This is a genomic window from Halomicrococcus pelagicus, assembly GCF_050954125.1.
In genome coordinates this window covers 193582-211385 of record NZ_JBPBWC010000005.1, presented here as the reverse complement: position 1 = coordinate 211385, position 17804 = coordinate 193582, and the positions used below count along the sequence as shown (strand labels likewise).

At 68.5% G+C, this 17804-nt stretch carries 14 protein-coding genes; 3 read left to right on the top strand and 11 right to left on the bottom strand.

The window, feature by feature from the left end:
* Nucleotides 1–69 precede the first annotated feature (69 nt).
* Together ACRYA2_RS12300 and cobT are read right to left on the bottom strand one after the other, a co-directional pair.
* Nucleotides 70–1368 carry a cobyrinic acid a,c-diamide synthase gene (locus tag ACRYA2_RS12300; RefSeq protein ID WP_433628331.1) on the bottom strand — a complete coding sequence of 433 codons (1299 nt, stop codon included), beginning with the start codon at nucleotides 1366–1368 and terminating at the stop codon, nucleotides 70–72.
* Nucleotides 1365–2372 carry a nicotinate mononucleotide-dependent phosphoribosyltransferase CobT gene (cobT, locus tag ACRYA2_RS12295; protein ID WP_433628329.1) on the bottom strand — a complete coding sequence of 336 codons (1008 nt, stop codon included), beginning with the start codon at nucleotides 2370–2372 and terminating at the stop codon, nucleotides 1365–1367. The genes ACRYA2_RS12300 and cobT overlap by 4 nt, the downstream gene beginning before the upstream one ends.
* 224 nt (nucleotides 2373–2596) lie before the next feature.
* Between cobT and cobA the strand changes: the two genes are divergently transcribed.
* Together cobA and ACRYA2_RS12285 are read left to right on the top strand one after the other, a co-directional pair.
* Nucleotides 2597–3607, top strand: coding sequence for a uroporphyrinogen-III C-methyltransferase (gene cobA, locus ACRYA2_RS12290; RefSeq protein ID WP_433628326.1), 1011 nt, complete (start codon nucleotides 2597–2599; stop codon nucleotides 3605–3607).
* Between the two features lie 345 nt (nucleotides 3608–3952).
* Nucleotides 3953–4738: a CbiX/SirB N-terminal domain-containing protein gene (locus ACRYA2_RS12285; RefSeq protein WP_433628323.1), complete on the top strand. Its 786-nt coding sequence runs from the start codon at nucleotides 3953–3955 to the stop codon at nucleotides 4736–4738.
* Between the two features lie 9 nt (nucleotides 4739–4747).
* On the opposite strand, the gene ACRYA2_RS12280 is transcribed toward ACRYA2_RS12285, so the two are convergent.
* Genes ACRYA2_RS12280 through cobN form a run of 3 tightly spaced genes read right to left on the bottom strand, consistent with a single transcriptional unit; the run spans nucleotide 4748 to nucleotide 10197 of the window.
* Entirely contained in the window at nucleotides 4748–5503 is a 756-nt protein-coding gene (locus tag ACRYA2_RS12280) for a cobalt-precorrin-7 (C(5))-methyltransferase (protein ID WP_433628321.1), read from the bottom strand.
* A gap of 22 nt (nucleotides 5504–5525) precedes the next feature.
* A complete protein-coding gene (locus ACRYA2_RS12275; protein WP_433628319.1) occupies nucleotides 5526–6266 on the bottom strand; it encodes a precorrin-8X methylmutase in 741 nt (246 codons plus the stop codon).
* On the bottom strand, nucleotides 6256–10197 hold the full coding sequence (cobN, locus tag ACRYA2_RS12270; protein ID WP_433628317.1) for a cobaltochelatase subunit CobN: 3942 nt from the start codon (nucleotides 10195–10197) through the stop codon (nucleotides 6256–6258). Before cobN ends, ACRYA2_RS12275 begins: the two co-directional genes overlap by 11 nt.
* A gap of 34 nt (nucleotides 10198–10231) precedes the next feature.
* Between cobN and ACRYA2_RS12265 the strand changes: the two genes are divergently transcribed.
* The gene (locus ACRYA2_RS12265; RefSeq protein WP_433628315.1) at nucleotides 10232–12358 is read left to right on the top strand and encodes an ATP-binding protein; all 2127 of its coding nucleotides are present in this window, start codon (nucleotides 10232–10234) and stop codon (nucleotides 12356–12358) included.
* A 544-nt stretch (nucleotides 12359–12902) separates the two neighbouring features.
* On the opposite strand, the gene ACRYA2_RS12260 is transcribed toward ACRYA2_RS12265, so the two are convergent.
* The 6 genes from ACRYA2_RS12260 to cobJ are packed head-to-tail and all read right to left on the bottom strand — an operon-like array spanning nucleotide 12903 to nucleotide 17802.
* Nucleotides 12903–14291: an outer membrane protein assembly factor BamB family protein gene (locus ACRYA2_RS12260; RefSeq protein ID WP_433628313.1), complete on the bottom strand. Its 1389-nt coding sequence runs from the start codon at nucleotides 14289–14291 to the stop codon at nucleotides 12903–12905.
* Complete coding sequence (locus ACRYA2_RS12255) at nucleotides 14284–14655, bottom strand: DUF3209 family protein (RefSeq protein ID WP_433628310.1); 372 nt, start codon at nucleotides 14653–14655, stop codon at nucleotides 14284–14286. Before ACRYA2_RS12255 ends, ACRYA2_RS12260 begins: the two co-directional genes overlap by 8 nt.
* Nucleotides 14656–14657: 2 nt before the next feature.
* Nucleotides 14658–15923, bottom strand: coding sequence for a CbiX/SirB N-terminal domain-containing protein (locus ACRYA2_RS12250; protein ID WP_433628307.1), 1266 nt, complete (start codon nucleotides 15921–15923; stop codon nucleotides 14658–14660).
* Entirely contained in the window at nucleotides 15920–16624 is a 705-nt protein-coding gene (locus ACRYA2_RS12245; protein ID WP_433628304.1) for a cobalamin biosynthesis protein, read from the bottom strand. Before ACRYA2_RS12245 ends, ACRYA2_RS12250 begins: the two co-directional genes overlap by 4 nt.
* The gene (locus ACRYA2_RS12240) at nucleotides 16624–16893 is read right to left on the bottom strand and encodes a ferredoxin (protein WP_433628301.1); all 270 of its coding nucleotides are present in this window, start codon (nucleotides 16891–16893) and stop codon (nucleotides 16624–16626) included. The genes ACRYA2_RS12245 and ACRYA2_RS12240 overlap by 1 nt, the downstream gene beginning before the upstream one ends.
* A gap of 3 nt (nucleotides 16894–16896) precedes the next feature.
* On the bottom strand, nucleotides 16897–17802 hold the full coding sequence (gene cobJ / locus ACRYA2_RS12235) for a precorrin-3B C(17)-methyltransferase (protein WP_433628299.1): 906 nt from the start codon (nucleotides 17800–17802) through the stop codon (nucleotides 16897–16899).
* Between the last annotated feature and the right edge of the window lie 2 nt (nucleotides 17803–17804).

Below are 17804 nucleotides of genomic sequence, written 5' to 3'. Positions count from 1 at the left end.
CGTCAGCCGGCCCGCATGGAACGTCACGGTCACCGTCGGAGCAGTCGTCCGAATCGTCCCGGGACGTCGCTAGAGAGCGTCGACCCATCGGTCGAACGCACCGCTTTCGGCGTGGACGTGCGCGTAGGTGCCGAGCGTCCGGTACTCCGTGAGACCGTCGCGGTCACCGTCGATACCCGACCCCCGCTCTACGTCGAAGGCGAACCGTGCGTCGGAGCCGACGTCGGCGCTGGAGTAGTGGAACTCGTGGCCGCGGACGGAGTCGTTCGCCCCGGCGGTGAGCGTCGGTTCGCGAGCGCGCAGTTCGACGTGGTCCAGGGCCTGATACCTGTCGTGCATCCGGACGTTGGCGGGCAGGACCCCCGCCATCTCGTACGAGTCCCCGTCGGCGGTCGTCAGCGACTCGCTCAGGACCATCATCCCACCGCACTCCCCCAGAACCGGGACGCCCTCGCTGGCGTACCGACGGAGCGACGAGAGCGCCGGTCCACCAGCGAGCGCGCTGGCGTGCAGTTCCGGATATCCGCCGGGAAGGTAGATACCGTCGGCGTCCGGAACGTCGTCGCCGTCCGTCGGTGCGAACGTCACGACCTCGGCTCGCGACCGCAGGCGTTCGAGGACGCCTGGATAGACGAATCTAAAGGCGTCGTCGCGCGGTACGGCGATTCGCCGGTCACGGGTCGGCTTTCGGTCGTCCGACTCGGGGCGCGGCGGTTCGCTGGCGGTCGCGACGAGTCGTTCGGTGTCGACGTGTTCGGCGACCTCGTCGAGCGTCTCCCGGTCGAGGGGAGCCTCGTCGCCCATGTGGAGGCCGAGGTGGCGATCCGGGATTTCGAGGTCGGAGTGGGGCGGAATGCGACCGAAGTACGTCAACCCGTCGGGAAGGGCGTCCACTATCCCCGCTTCGTGGCGGCCGCCGTGGGCACGCTGTGCGATGACGCCAGCGACGTCGATGTCGCGTCCCGCGACGGCGGCGTACTCGCGGAAGCCGACCGCGGTCGCAGCGACGCTTTCCATTCCGGCGCTCGCATCGACGACGAGCACTACTGGAAGGTCGAGAGCCTCGGCGACCATCGCCGTACTGGACCCGTCACCGTCGTAGAGTCCCATGACGCCTTCGACGACGCAGACGTCGCCGTCGCCGCGGTAGTAGTTCCGCCGCAGTCCGTCTTCGCCTTCGAGCCAGACGTCGAGGGTGCGCGATGGGCGGCCGGCGACGGCCACGTGGTGGCTGGGGTCGATGAAGTCGGGGCCGGCCTTCGCGGGCTGGGCCGAGTGGCCCGCCGCTTCGAGGGCCCGGAGTACGGCGAGCGTGGCGACCGTCTTTCCCACGCCCGAGCGCGTCCCGCCGACGACGACGCCCCTCACGGTTTCACCGCCGGTTCCGCTTCCGTGACTCGTTCGTACACGTCGACGACGCGGTCGCGCACTGCCGCCATCGAAACCCCCGCCTGGTCGGCCAGCGCCAGTGCGCCACCCATCCCGACGCCCTCTTTCGCTTCGCCGGCGACGTACGCGTCCATCGCCGGGTGGTCCCCGTCGGCGAACTCCGGGTCGGTCACGGTCAGCGTCAGATCGAGGTCGGCGGCCGACTCCTCTATCGCGGCAGTCTCGTCGGCCGCGACGAACGAGGTCGTGGCGAGCGACATCGGGTCGTCGACGTCCGCGTGTCGAACGAGGGCCGCGGCGGCGGCCAGTTGGGTGCCGCCGGCCAGCGTCACGTCGGTTCCGGATTCGAGCGCTCCGATGGTCGTCCCCGCGACGCCGGCCAGAACCGGATCGCCGACGCGACTCACCGCCGCCATCGGTTCGCCCGCCGCATCGCCCTCCGACAGGTCGCTCGCCGTCAAGGCGTCGTTCACTACGTCTCGCTTGAGGGCGAGGGGGTTTTCGGGGAGCGACGAGGAGACGGTCGTTCGCTCGCCGAGCGCGGTCAGGACGCCGAGTGCGGTCGTCGTTCCGCCGGGAATCGTCTCGCCGACGACGATCTCGTCGTCGGGAAGCGCGCGTCCGAGACGTGTGGCGTTCTCGAACACCTCTTCGGCATCTGGTACGGGACGTGACCGTCGGACGTCCTTGCCGCTCTCCTCACCGATCGTGACCGTCGGCGCACACGTCGGACTGCCGAGGCCGGCGTCGACGCCGAGCGTCTCGAACCCGAGCAGTTCCCGAACGGCGCGAGAAACGACCGCCGGAGTCGGACAGCCCGTGGGACTGACGGGGACGACGGGAGCCGAGGTCGGTTTCCCGTATTCGAGAATTTCGAGATCGGCGCTGGGAGTGTGTACCATTACGTCCGTGTCGGCCCCGGCGGCGCTGATGCCGTCGATTTCGGCCGTGCGAGTGCATCCGGCGACGAGAACGAACCTCATCGTATCGACGGCCCCCACGTCGAGTTTCCCTCCTGGCACCGTCGGTCGAAGTCACCTTGTCCTGTACTCATGCTCTGCGATTACCCATCTATTTTGTAGTTAGTGAAAGTAGACTTTAATCGTTTGGTGCGGCCCGGTGGGCCCCAGTAGAGGCAAGTGAGGTTGTCGTTCCCGCCCACCCAATACAAGCAAGATTGAAGTATGGCAACTGTGTTTGCTTTCGCATGGACGAAGATACGACCGAGCGTGCCCGACCGGACTCCGAGGGGACGGACGACTCCTGGATTCGGTCCGTCCCCTCTGGAGGGCCGCTTTCCGGGGAACGGGATGCGGCGAGTCGACGGACGCACGTTCGGGAGCAGGCGAACGGGAGCGGGTCGACGGACGACGAACGGACGAAACGGGAAGAACAGTTCTCCGCCGACGTGTCGAAATCCGATAACCGAGGTCGGTCGGCAGAACGAACTGACCGAAAGGAAGAGACGGGTACGGTGTTCTTGGTCGGCTCCGGCCCGGGAGATCCGGAACTGCTCACGAGGCGAGCGTGGCGGCGGCTGCGGGAATCGGACGTCGTTCTCCACGACTCGTTGACCGGTGACCGAATCGTCGACCAACTCCCCGAATCGGCGGAGGTCATCGACGTCGGAAAACGCCCGCCGCAGCGAACGACGCAGGACGATATTAACGAGTTGATGGTCGAACGGGCCCGAAAAGCGGAGGACGTCGTTCGTCTCAAGGGCGGGGATCCGAACGTTTTCGGCCGGGGAGGGGAGGAGGCGGAACACCTGGCGTCCGAAGACGTCCCCTTCGAAATAGTCCCCGGGGTCTCGAGCGTCCTGGCCGCGCCAAGCGTGAGCGGAATCCCGCTGACGCACAGGGACCGTTCCTCCAGTCTCACCGTCATAACGGGGCACCAGACGCCGGACAAGGACGAAAGCGCCGTAGACTGGGGCGCGCTCGCCGATTCCGTCGAGGCGGGAGGGACGCTCGTCATCCTGATGGGCGTGAACCGGTTGCCGAACAACGTTCGGGCGCTCCGAAATCACGGGGTATCGTGCGAGACGCCCGCGGCGATGGTGCAGAAAGCGACGTGGTGCGACGAGAAGACCGTCGCGGGAACGGTCGACGATATCGTCGCGAAGAGCCGAGACGCGGAGATAGAGTCCCCTGCGGTTACGATAATCGGTGACGTCGTCTCCGTGCGAGGCGACGTCGAAGAGTGGCTACTCCGGTAGCGAAGGCGCAACTCGCCCGATTCCGCATCTCCACAGTTTCGAGAGGGTGCTGCTCATCGGCGGAAGAACCGTCGCCCTTCGAAACGCCCGCCGATTCGCCGTCGTGGAGTCATCGCACCCACCGGCGAAGGCGAGTGTCTTCTCCGGTTCTCCACGGTCGTCCTCGTATCCGCTGGAAGTCGCGAAATCGTCGGACGCGGGTCCGGTCGGTAGAGTACCTGAGGGTTACCGCTGTCGGAAGTTTTTCGCCAGCGTCCAAAACTTATTAGGTGGTCGCTGCCCAGGTGGAAATCAAGCAAACTTGGCATAACTAAAGCCAGTTTGTATATCGGCGGGATTCCAACAATGACAAACGAAGCAATCCTACTCGTCGGCCGGAAAGCCCCGCACGCTCGCGAAGTGTACGAGACCCACGCGAACCGGCTCGGACGCCGAGCCAGCGTCGGCGACGTGCACGTCGCGACGTACGAAAACGAACCGGTCCGCGAACTCCGCGAGACGTTCGCCGAAATCGAAGGCGACCGGGTCTACGCCGTACCCATGACCACGGCGCACACGTTCGATACGACCGACGGTGTTCCCGCCGCGCTCTCGTACGTCCCCGGCGAGGTGCGCTACTGCGAACCGGTCGGCCGAAGCCCTGCCGTCACCGACATTCTCGTCCAGCGAGCCTCGGAAGTACTGCGAGCGGACGACGACGCCTCGCTCGTGCTCGTGGGGTTCGGAAGCAGTTCGAAACCGTACCAGCGCCAGACGACCGAGTACCACGCAGCACGCCTGAGCGATCAGTCGGACTACGGTGAAGTCCTCACCTGTTACCTCCTGCAGAATCCGACGGTCGAATGCGTGCGCTACAACACCTCGAACAGTCGTACCGTCGCCGTTCCGTTGTTTCTGACCCGGTCCGAAGCGACGACGGAGGAGATTCCGGCGAAACTCGAACTCGAGCGCGGCGGAATCGAGTACGCCGACCCGCTCGGCGACCACGTGCGAGTGACCGACGCGATCCACGCGGAGGTCGAAAAACAACGCGTACTCGCGACTAGCGAAGACGACCCGGCGTCGTTCGAAACCCGGCTCGCCCGGAATCGCCGCCCCGTTGCGACCGACGGGGAGGGAATACGGCGGTAGCAGCGTCGGTCAGTCCGCCCGAACGGCCAGCACGGACAAGTCCGAGAACGGCGTGTCTTCCGGTTTCGTCCCGCCCGCATACGTTCCGAGTTCGTCCAGCGTCGACCGGGTGACCTCCTCGTCGTCGTGCGTCAACCGCTCGAGGACGAGCGCGTCGCGCGACGGAGACGCACCCGCATCGACGAGGTCCGCGGCGACGTCTCCCGGCATCCAGTCGTACGGTCGCGGTAGTACGAGCAGGTGACGGTCGCCGACGGAGTCGCGGAGGCGCTGGAGATCCGGAGCGACGTCGCCGCTCTTGTGGAGCGTCACGAACGTCGTCTCCTCCATGGGCGTTCGCGCACGACTGGCAGCCACCTGGAGCGACGAGATACCCGGAACCACGCGCACCGTTCGGTCGACCGCGGCCTGGACCTTACCGACGAACTGGTAGCCCGAGTGGTTCGGGTCGCCCATCAGCACGGCAGTCCCGTCCGCACCGTCGCCGACCCGCCGGGCGAACGTTTCGAGCGCGTCGGCTTCGTCGGCGTAACCGCAGGACAGTAGTTCGGCGTCAGTCTTCTCGCGGACGAAGTCGACGACCGTCTCGAACCCGACGACGACGTCCGCCTCGCGAATCGCCCGCTCCCCCCGAGGGGTCAGGTACTCCGGATTACCCGGACCGATTCCGACCGCGTACACCGGGTTCTCCGCGGGCACCTCCGGTGCGGACGCCGCGACCGTCGCCGGGTCGGGACCGGCTTCCAAATCGTGTGGGTCGCTCATGTCGGGTCGACGTCTCCTCGTCTCATCGGTCGCTCCGATCTTCGTTCGGCTCTTCCGGAGGTTCCAGCGAAACCTCGCCGTCCCGTGCGTCGCTCGCGACGTGGACGAGTTCGTTCGTCAGCCCGGCCGCGAGTCCGCTTCCGCCGCGGCGACCGACGTTCGTGACGGCGGGGACGCCGTACTCGCGGGCGACTTCGCGGACGCGCTCGCGGCTCTCGGCGGCCTTCACGAACCCCACCGGCGTGGCGACGACGACAGCGGGACGGGTTCCGTCTTCGATGCAGTCGGCCAGGGCCAGCGCCGCGGTCGGCGCGTTCCCGACCACGGCGACCGCTCCGTCGTAGACGCCTCGGCGGTCGAGTTCGAGCACGGACGCGGCGGTTCGCGTCATCCCCGTCCGTTCCGCGAGGTCGGTGCCGTTGCCGATGGCCTTGCGAACCGAACACCCGTGGCCACGCCCGGTGATTCCCGACTTCACCATCGTGATGTCGGTGACGATGGGTCGCTCGTCGAGCACCGCCTTCGCGCCCGCCCGGACGGGGTCCCCCTCGAAGCGCATCAGATGCTGGAACTCCGGGTCGCCGGTGGCGTGGACCGACTTCTGGCGGATTCTGTCGCGGAGCGTCTCGTCGGGGACGAGTTCGCGCACGCGGTCCATGCTCGTCTCGGCGATGTGCATGGCGTTCTCGGTGGTCGCGCCGAGGTCGGCGTACGCTTCGGCTTCGTCGTCTGCCGAGCCGTCGACGTCGGCGTCAGTCGTCATCGCTCGTCACCTCCGCGGAGTCCGTCCCGTCGGCGCGCGCTTCGATGTCACCGTCGACTCGGAGATTGACGTCGCGGATGCGGTCCGCCGTCTCGTCGTCGGCGTCCCACAGTCCGCGGTCGATGGCCTCAAGGAGCGTGTCGGTGATGCTCTCCAGCGCCCACGGGTTCACGTCTCGCATCCACTCCCGACGGTCCTCGTCGAACGCGTACTTCTCGGCGACGTCGTCCCAGAGCGCGTCGCTCACGACGCCAGTGGTGGCGTCCCACCCGAGGACGACGTCGACCGTCGTGGAGAGGTCGCCCGCGCCCTTGTACTCGTGGTCCTCCATGCTGTCGAGCCAGTCCGGGTTGAGAACCCGAGCGCGCATCGCCTTCCGGACCTTCTCCTCGTTGGTGTAGACGTCGACGTTGTCCGGATCGGCGGAGTCGCCGACGTACGAGGCGGGTTCCTCGCCGGCGATCTCCGAGACGGCGGTGATGAAGCCGCCGTGGAACGCGTACCAGTCCGAGCTGTCGAACTCGTCCTGCTCGGCGGTGTCCTCGATCTTCACCGTGGCCTCGACGCTGCCGAGCCGGCGCTGGAAGGCGTCGCGTGCTTCGGAGACGCGACCGCGCTTGCCCAGCGCGTAGCCGCCCCACTGAACGTACACGTCCGCGAGGTCGGCGCGGTCGTCCCAGTTGCCCTCGTCGACGGCCTTGTTCGTCCCCGCGCCGTAGCCCCCCGGTCGCGTAGTGAACACGCGATGGGTCGCCGCGTTCCGCGCGTCGGACTCGTCCATCCCGTCCGATTGCAGGCGTTCGGTCTCCTCCTCGACGTGCTTCTTGACGTAGTTCAACTCCGGCGGCTCGTCGAGGTCGACCACGGCGTCGACGGCGTCGTGAACGACGCCGGCGGCCTGCGGAAACGCGTCGCGGAACAGGCCCGAGACGCGCGTCGTCACGTCGATCCGCGGCCGCCCCAGTTCCTCCAGCGGAATCGGGGTCACGTCGTCGACTCGTCCGGCGTCGGTCCACTCCGGCTCGACGCCCATCAGCGCCAGTACCTGCGCGACGGTCTCCCCGCGAGTACGTACCGTCGGCGTCCCCCACGCGACGACGCCGATCTCCTCCGGGTACTCGCCCCGCTCGTCACGATGACGTTCCGCGACGCCGTCGGCGACCTCCCGTCCGACCTGCCAGGCGCTCTTCGCCGGCACCTTCCGCGGGTCGAGCGTGTAGAAGTTGCGGGCGGTGGGGAGGAGGTCGACGCCGCCGCGAGTCGGAGCGCCGCTCCCGCCCGGCGGGACGTACTCCCCGGCCAGCGCGTCCGCCGTCCGGGGAATCTCGTCCTCGGCACCCTGCACGCGCGGTGCCGCCTCCTCGCAGACGAACGCCAGCGCTTCCCGAAGGTCGTCGTGGGCACCCGCCTTCGCGCGGGCGTCGCCCAGCGGTTCGACGTCGACGACGAGCAGGTTCATGTTCACCTCCGCGTCCGAGTCGGTTTCCGCTTCGGACGCGGGGACGTCGAACCCCTGTTCGGCCAGCGTCTCCACGAGCGCGAGGCTCGTCTCGTACACCTCGTCGGCGGCCTCCGCGTGGGTCATCCCGAGCGTCTCGTCGTACGTCCCCGGTTCGTCGAGCATCCGCTGGTAGTCGACTCCGAGCACGCCGGCGACGCTCTCCCGTAGGCTCGGCGCGCCCGGGTTCTCCAGTCGGGTGAGCGCGACGAGGTACTCGACGAGGCGCTCGTCCGCGGGCGGTTCGCTCATCGTGTGGAGCCCCATCCGAATCTGGGTGGTCTTCACGTCGGTGAGGTACTCGTGAATCCGCTCGACGAGTTCGTCGATGGAGACGTCGTCGCCCGCCACGCTCCCCTCGGCGAGCGTCGAACCTGCCTCCTCTGGGCCGCGGACGTCCGCCTTCTCCTCGACGCTTCCTTCGATGCCGAGTTCGACCGCGAGGTCCAGTTCGTCGACCGTCTCGCGGATGAGTCGTTCGAGGTGGTCGCCGTCGTCGATCCGGGCGTCCTCCATGCCCGCCTCGCGATACCTGTCCGCGAGTTCCTCCAGTTCGGAGAGTTCGTCGTACGTCCCCGCGTTGCGCATCACCGGCGTGAGGTAGTCGACGATGGCCGCGTACGAACGGCGCTTGGCCTGCGTCCCTTCCCCGGGGTTGTTGATGATGTACGGGTAGACGTTCGGGAGGTCGTCGATTAGCTGGTCCGGCGCGCTCTCGCCGTTCAACCCCACCGTCTTGCCGGGAAGCCACTCCAGACTGCCGTGCGTGCCGAGGTGCACGACGGCGTCGGCCTCGAAGGCGTTCCGGAGCCACGAGTAGAACGCCACGTAGTCGTGGGGCGGCTGGAGGTCCGAGTCGTGGTACACCTTCGAGGGGTCCGCGCCGAATCCCCGCGGCGGTTGCACGGTCACGAGGACGTTCCCGAACTCGATGCCCGGAATGGCGAAGGGGCGTTCCGGCGGGTCGCCCCACTCCGCCACGACGTTCTCGCGGAAGCGCTCGTCGGTGGCCTCGAACCACCGTCCGTACTGGTCCGGCGAGACCACGTCGACGCTCAAATCGCGTACGTCCTCGGGAGCCACCCAACGGTCGTCGAGCGTGAGTTGCGCGGTCAGTCGGTCGACGAGGGTCTGCCCGCTGTTCGGTAGTTCACCGCCGAGGTCGTAGCCTCGACCCTGCAACTCTTCGAGGAGGTTGACGGTGCTCTCGGGGCTGTCGAGTCCGAACGCCGTCCCGATGCCGTCGTCGCTCGGCGGGTAGTTGTGCAGGACGACCGCCACGCGCTTGTCCTCGTTGGGGAGGTGTCGGAGGCGCGCCCAGTTGACGGCGAGGCGTGCCGCGTGGTCGACCCGGTCGTCGATGGGGAAGTGTTGTTTCGGAGCGCTTCCGATACCAGCGGCGTCCTCCGTGCGCTCTTTCCCGCTGATCGGGTGGGTGATGACGTTCCCGTCGAACTCCGGGAGCGCGACCGACAGCGCGAGTTCGAAGCCCATCACGCCGGTGTCGCTGCTCTCGTACCGCGAGCGCGACCGCATCGTCGTGATCGTCTGGAGGACCGGGACGCCCAGTCGGTCCAGGAACACGTCCTCCGCGCTCTCGCCCTCGTCGCTCGCGTCCCGCCCCCGCTCGTCCATCGACAGCGAGAACATGAACGACGAGAGGACGGCGTCCACGACGGGGTCGCCGTCCTCGTCGAGCAACCAGTTGTCGACGACCCACTCGGCGTCCTCCTGTTCGTCGGTGTCGGTCGCCGGGTTGCAGAAGATGGGGAGCGCGTCCGCACCGTTCGCTTCGAGCGATCGCACGAGAGCGTCCACGTACCGGGTGTTCTCGTGGGTCCAGTGGGACTCGTAGAACCACACCGCGACGGTCGGCGTCTCGTCTCGCTCTGCGTTACGAGGCTCGTCGGCGCTTCGCTCCGGCGACGTTTCCGGGTCGATTCTGGCGCGCAGGTCTTCGTATTCGGCGCCTGGAACGTCGGGGTGATACACCCCCTCGGTCGGGAGCGCCACCGGACCGTCGTACTCGCGGTCCTCGTCGGCGTAGGCGTCGACCAGGAAGCGGACGCAGTTAGCGACGTTGGCGGTTCCTCCGCGGTCCAGGTACTCGTAGACTGCCTCGCGGTCCTCCGTGCCGACCGTCGTGTCTTCGAGGGCGTACGCGTCGCCGGTCGACTTCACGACCAGCGGGACCCCTTCCTCGTCGAGACGGTCGACGGCGCGTTCGTAGCCGGGCATGCTCTCCTCCGCACCGTGGAGCCAGAACACGGCCGCGTCCGCGTCGACCGCCTCCTCGAGGAACGCTTCGACGTCCGTCCGTTCGTCGAGGTCCCCCTCCGAGCGGACGACGAGGTCGACGTCGACGCGCTCGGCCGCGGCCTGGACGGCTCCGAGTTCGTTCTCCGTGGCTGTGTACAGGGCAACTGTAGGCATAACTCTATTAAACCTCTATTGTACTATTGCAAGTATGGTTGATTTGGGAGAGACCAAAAAAGTGTCGCAGCCCTCCCGGTCGACGGTGCCGTTCCCCGCCGTCGTGGGCCAAGAGGAGCTGAAAGAAGCGCTTCTCGTCGCCGGGGCGAACGACGAACTCGACGGGCTACTGGTCCGCGGCGAGAAGGGAACGGCGAAATCGACGGCGGCGCGCGCACTTACGGACCTGCTACCCGACCAGCGCGTCGTCGCCGACTGTCCGTACGGCTGTCCCCCCGGCGACGAATCCGCGCAGTGCAGCGAGTGCCGGACGCGGGACGATCCGTCCGTCGAAACCAGGTCGGTCCCCTTCGTGACGTTGCCGCTCGGCGCGTCCCGGGAGCGCGTCGTCGGCTCCCTGTCGGTTGCAAAAGCCCTGGACGGGGCGACGGAGTTCAACCCAGGTTTACTCGCCCGGGCGAACCGCGGCTTCCTCTACGTCGACGAGGTGAACCTCCTCGACGACCACCTCGTCGACGTCCTGCTCGACGCCGCAGCCAGCGGCGTCAATCGCGTCGAACGCGACGGTGTCAGCGTCACCCACCCTGCCGACTTCACGCTCGTCGGAACGATGAACCCCGAGGAGGGCGACCTCCGCCCGCAGTTCCGCGACCGATTCGCGCTCCAGGTCGAAGTGACCGGCGTGCACGACCTCGACCAGCGGGTCACGGTCGTCGAACGCGCCCTTTCGGGGTTCGACGACGACTACGACGACGAAACCGCGACCGTTCGCGAGCGCCTCCGCGGGGCGCGCGAGCGTCTCCCGGATGTGACGATTCCGGATTCGCTCGCCCGCGAGGCGGTGGAACTCTGCCGGGACGCGGGCGTCGAAGGGCATCGCGCGGACATCGCCACGGCGCGGGGTGCGCGTACCCTGGCCGCCCTCGACGCGAGGGACAGGGTCATCGAGACGGACGTTCGCCGCGCCGCCGAACTCGCACTGCCCCACCGTCTCCAGAGCCGACCCTTCGAAGACGCCCCCGATTCCGGGGACGTCGTCGACGACCACTTCGCAGACGGACGGGAGGACGCTCGTGACGGTGAGGCCGAAGACCGACCCGACCCCGACCCGGCCCCCGAGGAGTCGGATGACCCTCCCGAATCCGACGAGAGCAGTTCGGACGCGGGACGGGACGACGGCCGCGGCGAGTCAGCGGAGGGAGGCGACGACGAACGAAGCGACTCGCGAGAACCGCGGTCCGGCCCTCGTGACGGGTCCGAACGGGGAAGTACCGAAGACGCGCCGACCGAAAGCGGCGGAGACGACTCCTCGAACGGCGACGGGAGCGACGGCGACGAAGAAGCGACGCCGCTCGTTCCCGGTCAGCCACCCGCCGAAGCGGTCGAACCCGGTGACGGGATGGCTCCGGACCTGAGTGCGCCGACGGCGGAGCGTGCCGACGGGAGCGGACGGTCCGGAGCGCGTCCGAGCGAACGCGGTCGGGGAACGCGGGTTCGGACGGAGCGGGCCGGACTCGACGACGCCGTCGACGCGGCGGCGTCCGTTCGCGCGGCCGCGGTCCGCGGCGGCGACCGCGTCGAGTCGCGGGACCTCCGTCGCTCAGTCCGCGAGGGCGAGAGTTCGACGCTCGTCGTGTTCGCGATGGACGCCAGTGCCTCGATGCGCGGCCCGATGCGGGCCGCGAAAGGCGTCGCCCTCGACCTCCTCCGGGACGCGTACGAATGCCGGGACGAGGTGGCGGTCGTCACGTTCGCCGGCGAGAGCGCCGACGTGGTCCTCCCGCCGACCGACAGCGTCGACCTCGCGGCGCGTCACCTCAAGTCGTTACCGACGGGCGAACGCACTCCGCTCCCCGACGGTCTCCGCACCGCTGGCGAGGTACTCGCGCGGGCGGACCCCGGCGAGGCCGTGGTCGTCCTCGTCACGGACGGGCGGGCGAACGCCGGCAGCGACTCTCCGACGGCGGACACGCGGACGGCCGCATCTGCCCTCGCCGAACGCGGAGCGCACGTCATGGTCGTCGACGCCAGTGACGGCGGGCGGACGAATCTGGTGGCGGACGTCGTTTCCGCCGCCGACGGTGAACGCGTCCCCCTCGCAGCTCTCACGCCGGACCGCGTCGCGGACGCGCTCCAGCGGACCACGGGAGGAGACGGATGATAGACGTCTCCGGCGTCGGCGTTCTCGCCGCCGCAGCAGTACTCGGGATAACGCACGGATTCGAGCCGGACCACGCCGCCGGTATCTCCGCGCTGACGACCGACGCCCACGGGCGGACCCACGCGGCGTTCGTCGGGGGCAGTTTCGCGGTTGGGCACGTCGTGGTCGTCCTCGCCTGGGTCGGGGTTCTCACCGCCATCGGTCGCGTCGCGACGGCACCGCCCGCCGTGTTCGACACCGTGGGGACGACTCTGGCGGGTCTCGTTCTCTTCGGCGTCGCGTGCGTGTTGGCCGCGAAAGGCACGCGCCGGGTTCGCGGACTCCCTGTTCACTCCGCCCCGGCCGCCATCTCCGGTCCGGTCGGGCGGACGGTGTCCCACGCCCACCTCCATCTGCATCACTCCCACGACAGCTACGCGGACTACCTCCGGACGGGCGTCATCGGGTCGCTGTTCGCGCTGTCACCGCCGGTGAGCATGCTCGCGCTCGTCTCGACGGTCGTTCCGACGAGCGGTCTCCGCGGTGCGCTCGTGGCCGTCGCGGTCTACGCGCTCGCCATCACCTCGACCATGTCGGTCATGGGCGGTGGCATCGGCGAGTTGTTCTCGGTCGTCCAGGGGCGAGGCAAGCGAGTCCACGCGGCGTTCGAACTCGTGACGAGCGTCGTCGTTCTCGGGTTCGCGCTTCGTCTCCTCCTCTGACCTTCCCAGGACGATTTCGGGAAGAAGCGAAACTCAGCGGTGGAGTCGGTACGAGCCCCGAACGTCGTCCCCGTCGTGATAGGCGACGGGTTCCTCCACGGCCGCGAATCGACCGTCCTCGACTGCGGCCGCGGTGACGACGCCCGACGTCGGCCGCGTCGTCGTTCGGCCGTCGACGACGTCGAACCCGTGAAGCGCGTGTGCGTCAGGGTCCCGCTCCCGGAAGTGTTGCGCCGAAGGGACGGCGAGACCGTCGCCGTCGGTCGCCACCCCGTGGACGAACCCGCCGACCGCCGACTCCCAGCGAACCTCGCCGCCCGGCCCGACGCCGACGGCCGCGTGTTCGGTCGGATGGCGAGCGCTCGTCTCCCGTCCGTTTTCGGGATAGGTGTTTCCGGTGACGAAGACGACGCCGTCGCCGGTGGCGTGTACGTGGTTCGGATAGGCGTAGACCGTCTCCTCGCCCCGTTCGACGGGTCGCCCCAGGTCGACCGCCCAGCGGACGCCCTCGCCGTCGAGGAGGTAGCCCGATAGTCGGCGTGGCTGGCTACCGCGATACCGTCCTCGGCGATCGAGACGTCGCCGACGCGGCGCTCTCTGTCGCCGGGCGGATTCCAGCGGCGACGCACCGCTCCGGTGTCGGCGTCGAGGACGACGAGGCCGTCGGAATCGGTCCCCGGACAGCGGTTGCAGCAGACGGCGACGTTCCCGTTCCGGACGTCGAGGGAGATAGGCGAGGCGTCGGTCTCGTAACGCCACGTCACGGCGCCGTCGGCCGCGAACGCGTACACGACGCTCTCGAAGGTCCGGTCACCGTCCGGTCCTCGGTGGTAGCGGCGAGCGGCCGCGTACGCCCGCCGGTCGTCCGCGACCGCGTCCACGACGAACGGCTGGAAGAAACGGGTCCGCTTCGTCGGGCCACCGACGTCGTCCGCAGAGCGATAACTCCACCGTTCCGTCCCGGTGTCGGCGTCGAGCAGTCGGAGTGCGCCGTCGGGGCCGCGCTCACCGACGAGGAAGCCGTCCGCGAACGGGGCCAGCGAGACGACGCTTCCCGAGACGTTTTCTTTCCGCCAGCGTTCGTCGAGGGAATCGGCGTCGAACGCGACGACCGACCCGTCGGCGAGGCCGGCGACGACGGCGTCGTCGCGGAGGCAGACGCTGGACCGCCGACCGAGTTGCCGGGACCCGGCGGGATCGACGCTCCCCAGGTCGACCGTTCGGTTAGTCATCGACGGGGAACGCTTCGTGGAGGACGTCGTGGGACGTCCCGAAGTCGTCCAGCAGCGAGTCGCCGTGGTCGGTCAACCGGGCGAGCGACTGCTCGGCGTCGCGGACCGCGACGAGACGCCCCCGGAGGTAGTCGTACTCGGGGTCGCTCTCGTCGGCGGTTGCGATCTGTTCCTCCAGGTCGACGAGGGCCGCGTCGAGGTGACGCCGGAGTTCCGACAGGCTCTCGGCGTTCGCCAACCCCTCTATCGGACCCTCCAGGTGTCCCTCCAGTTCTTTCTCGGCGTGCTCCCGGACGCTCCGGTCGCTCGTACCGAGGACGTTCATCAATCCGAGTCGCAGCGCTTCGATCTCGTGACAGCTCATGGTTACAATGTTTGGTCGACGATGTCCGAAACGATTCGATCCCGGTCGAGGTGGGACGAGACGATACGCTCCGCGTCGTTTTCGTCGACGCCGCCGTACCAGACGCCGTCCGGGTAGACGGCGACCATCGGCCCGTCGCCGCACCGTCCAAGACACGACGAGCGGGTGACGCGCGAGTCACACTCCTCGGAATCCCGAACCGACTGGCGCAGGCGTTCGAGGATAGCCGGCGCGCCGTCCGCCGCGCACGTCTGGTTCGTGCAGACGGCGACGTGCTTCTCCGGCGCGTCGTGGGCGTGCGGGTCGTCGTCCACGGAGTCGCGGTCGGCGTGGGACTCCCGGTGGGTCAGCGCCCGCAACATGGCCCGCGCACCGCCGACGTCCTCCTCGTACCCGTCGAGTTCGACCTTGTACTTGCAGGTGTCACACGACATGCGGACGCTGTCGGTGCGCGCCTCCTGCCATCTGTCGCCGAGTACGTCCAGGAGCCGTGAGTCCGTCCCGAGGGGGTCTCCGGCCGCGGCGTCCACGTACGGGTACTCGTCGTCGAACTCCGCGGTCCGGTCGCGGACGCGTCGGGTGAGTACGCCGTCGCCCAGCATGTACGGGAGCACGACGACGGCGTCCGGGCGATGCTTCGCCACGTCGTGGAGCGCGTCCCGCAATCGGGGTTCCGTGACCCCGACGAAACAGGATTCGGTGCGGTCGAGCGCGCGGCCCTCGTACAGGAGCCGAGCCAGCTTGCGTACGTCGCCGTTGGCGTCCGGGTCGCTCGACCCGCGCGCACAGAGAACCACCGCGACGTCGTCCGCCTCGCGGTCGACGCCCAGTTCCGCCTCCACCGCGGCGGCACGGTCGTCCAGCAGGTCGACGATGGCGGGGTGGACGCCGAGGTGGGACCCGATGTGGAGCGTCAGGTCCGAACGCTCCGACCGCGCCCGCTGGACGGCCAGCGGGACGTCGTTTTTGACGTGGCTCGCGGCGAACAACGATAGCGGCACCACGGTTATCTCGGACACCGCGGGCGCGAGACTGCCGATCGCCTGCGATATCGTCGGTGCCGCGAGTTCGAGAAATCCCACGTCGACCGGGACGCCCAGTCGCTCTTCCAGGCCGGCGGCGAGTTCGCGGACCTGCTCGTTCGACTTCTCCCGGCGCGAACCGTGACCGACGAGCAACACCGCTTCGTCGTCGAACGCACCGCCCGCGTCCACTGAACGGGCCGCCTCGTCGCGGCCGGACTCGTCGCCGTCGGTACTCCGACTCATCGCTCTCCGGCGCGTTCGAGACTCTTCAGTAATTTCCGTCTTCGCGTCGGGGCGAACAGTCCGCTCTCCTCGCAGTTCTCGTACACCCACGGGCCGACCGTCGGGACTACCTCGTCGCTCACGCCGAACCAGTGGCCGCCCGAGGACGTCTCCTCGATGCCGCCAGTGGGTGCGTCCGGTGGAACGCTCGCGAGGAGCTTCTGGACGCGTTCGAGGAGGTGTCGGTCCTCGTGGACGAACGAGACGCCGACGGAGCCGCCGGTCGAACGGTCCGCAGAGACGCCGGCCGTCTCGGAGGAACCCTTGAAACAGATCGTGCCGCATCCCTCGAGTAGCCCGCGGAGAAGCTGGCGCTCGTACCCGTCGAAGGAGTCCAGGCGATACCCGCCGGGGTCGCCGTTCAACGGAAGCCCGAACGCCGCGGCCGCCCGGTTCGCCACGTCGCCGAAGAGCTGTATCGCGTACTCGTCCTCAGTGCGAGTGATAGCCGTGTCGTGGGCGTACTCGCGCTCGACGATGCGGTGGTCCACCCGTTCGTCGCCCGCGATGGCCGCGAGTCGGCGGGCGGCCGTCTCGTCGTTCGCGCGGACCGTCAGACAGCCCTCGTCCAGGTCGCCATCGCCGACGGCTCGCCCCCAGAAGTACGCCGTCTCCGGGTGGCTCGCGAGCAAGTCCGCGGGGGTGCCGGTCTCCATCGACATCAGTACTCCTCCACGGTGATCGCGCCCGGCGGACAGGCGGCGGCCGCCTGCCGCGCCTCGTCGGCGCGGTCGTCTTCGAACTCGGCGACTATCCGCCCGTCCTCCTCGCGGACGCGACCCTCGTCGCTCCCGCTCGGCGGGACCGGGTCCGCCGCCGGGTCGACCGTGGCCAGTCCGTCCTCGCCCTCGACGAAGCGCGGGTCTCGGGTGAGGCAGGCGAAGATGCCCTCGCAGGCGTCCTCGTCGACGATTACTCGGTAGCCTGTCATGGTTCAGTAGTCGTACTTGCTCTCGTAGCCGCGCGGAGTGACCATCCGGTCGTCCCAGACGTACGTGTCCTCGTTGCCGACGAGAATCGTGGTCGTCATGTCGACGAGGTCGGTCTCGCCGAGGGCTTCGAGGTCGCCGAGTTCGACGATTTCGACCCGCTCGTCCTCGCGACCGGCGCCGTGGACGATACCGACCGGCGTCTCGGGGTCGCGATGTTCCAGCAGAATCTCACAGCACTTCTCGAAGTTGTCCCGGCGCTTGCGACTCCACGGGTTGTAGATGGTGATGGTGAACCCCTCCTTGGCGGCGGCGTGGAGGCGCGACTCGATGGTCGGCATCGGTGTCAGGTGGTCCGACAGGGAGATGCTGACCGTGTCGTTCACGAGCGGCGCGCCGACCCGCGCCGCGCAGGACTGGGCCGCGGGTACGCCCGGAACGACCTCGAAGTCGAGCGCGCTGGCGGTCGCGCCCTTCGACTCCACGATTTCGAGCGCGAGGCCGCCGAGCGCGTACACGTTCGGGTCGCCGCTCCCGACGATGGCGACGTGATTTCCCGCGAGGGCGCGGTCGACGGCCTCCTCGGTGCGGGAGACCTCGCCGCACATCGGGGTGTCGTACAGTTCGTCGGCAGCGTCGGTGATTTCGTCGGGCAAGAGGTCGATGTACGTCGTGTAGCCGACGATGTGTTCGGCCTCGTGCAGCGCTGCACGGGCGCGTCGGGTCATCCCGTCCGCGTGGCCGGGACCCAACCCGACCGCGACGAGACTGCCGGGGTCGGCGTCGAAGTCGTCGACGGTCGCGCCGACCTTCTCTTCGGTCGACGCGTCCGCCGATCCGCCGCAGTTCGACTCGCTCGTCTCCGTCTTCGATGCTCCGCACTTGGATTCGGTGGTGTCGTCCGTGCTCATCG

Bases quoted from the DNA above. Each gene is read 5' to 3' on its own strand.
- ACRYA2_RS12245 (WP_433628304.1), bottom strand. From the start codon at position 16,624: ATGTCGATGGAGACCGGCACCCCCGCGGACTTGCTCGCGAGCCACCCG.
- ACRYA2_RS12255 (WP_433628310.1), bottom strand. From the start codon at position 14,655: ATGAGCTGTCACGAGATCGAAGCGCTGCGACTCGGATTGATGAACGTC.
- ACRYA2_RS12280 (WP_433628321.1), bottom strand. From the start codon at position 5,503: ATGAGCGACCCACACGATTTGGAAGCCGGTCCCGACCCGGCGACGGTC.
- ACRYA2_RS12240 (WP_433628301.1), bottom strand. From the start codon at position 16,893: ATGACAGGCTACCGAGTAATCGTCGACGAGGACGCCTGCGAGGGCATC.
- cobN (WP_433628317.1), bottom strand. From the start codon at position 10,197: ATGCCTACAGTTGCCCTGTACACAGCCACGGAGAACGAACTCGGAGCC.
- cobT (WP_433628329.1), bottom strand. From the start codon at position 2,372: ATGAGGTTCGTTCTCGTCGCCGGATGCACTCGCACGGCCGAAATCGAC.
- ACRYA2_RS12250 (WP_433628307.1), bottom strand. From the start codon at position 15,923: ATGAGTCGGAGTACCGACGGCGACGAGTCCGGCCGCGACGAGGCGGCC.
- cobJ (WP_433628299.1), bottom strand. From the start codon at position 17,802: ATGAGCACGGACGACACCACCGAATCCAAGTGCGGAGCATCGAAGACG.
- ACRYA2_RS12285 (WP_433628323.1), top strand. From the start codon at position 3,953: ATGACAAACGAAGCAATCCTACTCGTCGGCCGGAAAGCCCCGCACGCT.
- ACRYA2_RS12265 (WP_433628315.1), top strand. From the start codon at position 10,232: ATGGTTGATTTGGGAGAGACCAAAAAAGTGTCGCAGCCCTCCCGGTCG.
- cobA (WP_433628326.1), top strand. From the start codon at position 2,597: ATGGACGAAGATACGACCGAGCGTGCCCGACCGGACTCCGAGGGGACG.
- ACRYA2_RS12275 (WP_433628319.1), bottom strand. From the start codon at position 6,266: ATGACGACTGACGCCGACGTCGACGGCTCGGCAGACGACGAAGCCGAA.
- ACRYA2_RS12260 (WP_433628313.1), bottom strand. From the start codon at position 14,291: ATGACTAACCGAACGGTCGACCTGGGGAGCGTCGATCCCGCCGGGTCC.